Source organism: Methylobacterium sp. WL64, from assembly GCF_008039945.1.
Taxonomy (GTDB): Bacteria; Pseudomonadota; Alphaproteobacteria; order Rhizobiales; family Beijerinckiaceae; genus Methylobacterium.
This window is the reverse complement of the sequence record NZ_VRVA01000241.1, coordinates 1-3,232: the sequence shown is the minus strand read 5'-3', so window position 1 is coordinate 3,232 and position 3,232 is coordinate 1. Positions and strand designations below refer to the sequence as shown.

The 3,232-nt window shown below is 68.5% G+C and carries 4 protein-coding genes; 1 reads left to right on the top strand and 3 read right to left on the bottom strand.

The features are described from left to right. The first annotated feature begins 519 nt into the window (after window positions 1-519). The gene (locus tag FV242_RS33345) at window positions 520-1,077 is read left to right on the top strand and encodes a ferritin-like domain-containing protein (protein ID WP_147941938.1); all 558 of its coding nucleotides are present in this window, start codon (window positions 520-522) and stop codon (window positions 1,075-1,077) included. A 163-nt stretch (window positions 1,078-1,240) separates the two neighbouring features. Here FV242_RS33345 and FV242_RS33340 read toward each other — a convergent pair whose 3' ends face one another. From FV242_RS33340 to FV242_RS33330, 3 genes are all read right to left on the bottom strand, one after another. Further along, the gene (locus tag FV242_RS33340; protein ID WP_147941937.1) at window positions 1,241-1,570 is read right to left on the bottom strand and encodes a hypothetical protein; all 330 of its coding nucleotides are present in this window, start codon (window positions 1,568-1,570) and stop codon (window positions 1,241-1,243) included. Window positions 1,571-1,646: 76 nt separating this feature from the next. Then, window positions 1,647-2,516: a nucleoside triphosphate pyrophosphohydrolase gene (mazG, locus tag FV242_RS33335; RefSeq protein ID WP_147941936.1), complete on the bottom strand. Its 870-nt coding sequence runs from the start codon at window positions 2,514-2,516 to the stop codon at window positions 1,647-1,649. Window positions 2,517-2,578: 62 nt separating this feature from the next. After that, complete coding sequence (locus FV242_RS33330) at window positions 2,579-2,812, bottom strand: hypothetical protein (RefSeq protein WP_147941935.1); 234 nt, start codon at window positions 2,810-2,812, stop codon at window positions 2,579-2,581. Window positions 2,813-3,232: the final 420 nt, after the last annotated feature.

Here is a 3,232-nt window from a genome sequence, read left to right as displayed (position 1 = left end):
ATCCGGACGCTGCAGCCGCAGCACCAGTTCGATCAACTCCTCGCGGCTCAGCCGCTCAAGATCGGTACGAACCATCCCACGAGGGAATCAGCGAAACCCAACCCGCGCAAGGGGGTGGGTAATTACGGACTGGAGCATATATAGCTTTATATCGATCATTTTCCCCCAAAATTCAATACTTATGCTACATAATTCCCCCTCGGACGATCGATTTCAGTCACATTCATAATGTCGATTGGGATATCAATACTCGGATCTCGATCACAAAGACTGAAGATCCGGGCCACAGAGTGTAGCGCGAAGCCTTCGTCTTCTTCAAGCGCCTTGGCGAACGTCAGTGGCGGCGTGGGCGCGGCCGTGACGCGCCGGCCCGGCGACGCCGGTCCGGGCGTGCCAGGGCACGGCCAAAAAGTTCCTCCACAGAACGAAGATATCGCCCGGAAACGACGGGGAGGACCGGCGTTCCCCGTCCGGAAGCCGCGTCCCCGAGACGGCGGCCCGCACTGGAGACGGACAGCCATGGCCAAGCCGAAGACGCTGCACGACGCCTTCTACGAGACCCTGAAGGACGTCTATTACGCCGAGAAGCAATCCGTGAAGGCGCTTAAGAAGTCCGCCAAGGCGGCCGAGCACCCGGAGCTGCGCCAGGCCTTCGAGACCCATGCCGAGGAGAGCGCCCAGCAGGTCGAGCGCCTGACCCAGGTGTTCGAGATCATCGGCAAGCCCGCCCGCGCCAAGACCTGCGAGGCGATGCAGGGCATCACCTCCGAGATGGAGGAGGATCTGGAGGATTTCGCCGACAGCCCGGCGGCCGACGCGGTGCTCGCCGCCTGCGCCCAGGCGGTGGAGCATTACGAGATCGCCCGCTACGGCACCCTCAAGACCTGGGCCCGCCAGCTCGGCCACGAGGAGGCCGCCAAACTGCTCGACGAGACCCTGCAGGAGGAGAAGAAGACCGACGCGCTGCTCTCCAAGATCGCCGAGACGATCAATGCCGAGGGCACCCCGGCGGACGACGACGCCGAGGTTCCGAAAGGCGAGGCTCCAAAAGGCAAGGCTCCGAAGAAGGCGGCCTGAGCGCGGCTGCGGCGGAGGAGGGGAGTCCGCTCCTCCGCCGGCCCAGGGATACGCGTTTCCGAGGGGCCCAGCCCCGGCCGTTGTCGGGTGCGCGGATCAGGCTGGAATCGGGCCGACCGTATCCGTCAGGTGCCCCGGCACAGGTCCGAGCCCCCCAAAAAAGTCACTTCGCGGTCTCGATCGCGCTGAGCGGCGTCCAGTAGCAGCGATCCTGCCCGCTCGTCGGGGCGAGACATCCGTAGGTCACCGTCCGGTTCTCGAGCCGGACCGCTTCGCCGAGCTTCCACGACCGGCACTCGCCGCTGGCCAGGCTGCTCTTCAGGAGCTGCCCGAACGCCACCTCTTCGCCGGCCATGACCAGCTTGAACAAGCGATCGGTGACCTCCGGGGCGTGGCAGCCGAACCGCTCCTGGACGATGGTTTCGGCGCGCGCGTCCCGGGGCAGGGACACCATGACGGCGAGGGCGGCGAAGGCGGAAAGGAGGATGCGCATGGGCCAAGGATAAGCGCCGACCGCCGCCTGTCGAGCCCTCGGACCGGGGGCGCCATGCGGGGGAAAGCCGCGCCCGCTACCGCTTCTCGTCCCGCTTCACCGCCTGCCAGGCGGCCTCCATGGCGGCGAGATCCGAACGGCCGAGCGCCCCGCCCGCAGACGTCAGGTGCTCCGCCATGGCGGCGAAGCGGCGCTCGAACTTGGCGGTTCCGTCGCGCAGCGCGGTCTCGGGATCGATCCCGGCATGCCGGGCGAGGTTGGCCACCGAGAACAGCAGGTCGCCGATTTCCTCCGACAGGGCCTGCGGATCGCCGGCTGCGAGGGCCTCGGCGACCTCGTCGGTCTCCTCCCGGACCTTGTCGATCACCTGCGCGGCGTTGCCCCAGTCGAACCCATAGGACGCCGCCCGCCGGGAGATCTTTTCCGCTCGGGCCAGGGCCGGCAAGGCACGGGCGACGCCGCCGAGGGGATCCGGGTCGCCGGTGGCCGGATCCCGGGTCGCCCGCTCCTGCGCCTTGATCGCGGCCCACTGCGCCTCGACTTGGGCCGGGTCGCGCAGGGCCGAGCCCGCTTGGAGGGGGGTGCCGTCCGGCTTGAACACGTGCGGGTGGCGCCGGATCAGCTTGTCGCCGATCGCCCGGGCCACGTCGTCGAACGCGAAGACGCCCTCTTCCTCGGCCATCCGGGCGTGGAACACCACCTGGAGCAGAAGGTCGCCGAGTTCGTCGCGCAGGTCGTCCCGGTCGCCCCGCGCCACCGCGTCGGCGACCTCGTACGCCTCCTCGATCGTGTAGGGCACGATGGTCGCGAATGTCTGCCGGACATCCCAGGCGCAGCCGGATTCGGGATCGCGCAGGGCGGCCATCAGGCGCAGGAGCCTGCCGAGGGAGGCGGGCTCGACGGCGACCGGGGGCCCGGGCCGGCTTGAATCGCGTGTGTCGGTCATGCCCGCCGGGTTAGAGCAGGATGCGGGACAAGGAAATCCGGCCGTCCGGAGCGGACGTCCGGTCAGACCCGGGCGTCGCGTTCGCGGACCTGCTCGGCCTGCAGCTCGCTGAGATAGCCGGTCAGGCGGCCGGTGACGCCGGGGTCGGCGCATTGGACCCAGAGCGGAGCCGGCAGCGCCCGCGCGGGCAGCCGCCGCAGGAAGGCCTCGGCCGACCGGGCCGCCTCCCGCTCCGAGGTGGCGGCCAGTAGCCGGGCCCCCGCCCGGGTACCGATCAGGATCGCAATCGTGGCCATGGACACCCTCACATCGCATCACTAACCCCGCGAGCGGCCCTCGCGTTGCCTGGACCGGGGCCGGCGCCGATGCCGTTGTACAGGCCGCCGTCGATGCAAGCCGTCGACAACGAGATCCCAATCCGGCCCTTGCAGAACCGGGGAACCGACACCACCTCTGCAATCGTCGCCGGGGCCGCGCATCGCGGGTCGGTGGCTCCCTCGAGTTCGAATCGCGAACCAGCCGCCCGGCGCAAGCCGGAGCCGTCTTCGCAATGCCGGCAAAAGGGTTGTTGACAGGGGAATGCGGGGCGTCTTATACGGCGCCTCCCGACGCGGTGCCCAAGCAAAGGCGAGCCGGTCGGACGGACTTTCCGAAGATCTCAGTAGGACTTGACCGGGGCAGCCTGGTGGTTTACTGGTCTCTTCAAGGTACTGGCG

Excerpts from the sequence above, each read along its gene's own strand:
- FV242_RS33345 (WP_147941938.1), top strand. The coding sequence starts at position 520 with ATGGCCAAGCCGAAGACGCTGCACGACGCCTTCTACGAGACCCTGAAG.
- FV242_RS33340 (WP_147941937.1), bottom strand. The coding sequence starts at position 1,570 with ATGCGCATCCTCCTTTCCGCCTTCGCCGCCCTCGCCGTCATGGTGTCC.
- mazG (WP_147941936.1), bottom strand. The coding sequence starts at position 2,516 with ATGACCGACACACGCGATTCAAGCCGGCCCGGGCCCCCGGTCGCCGTC.
- FV242_RS33330 (WP_147941935.1), bottom strand. The coding sequence starts at position 2,812 with ATGGCCACGATTGCGATCCTGATCGGTACCCGGGCGGGGGCCCGGCTA.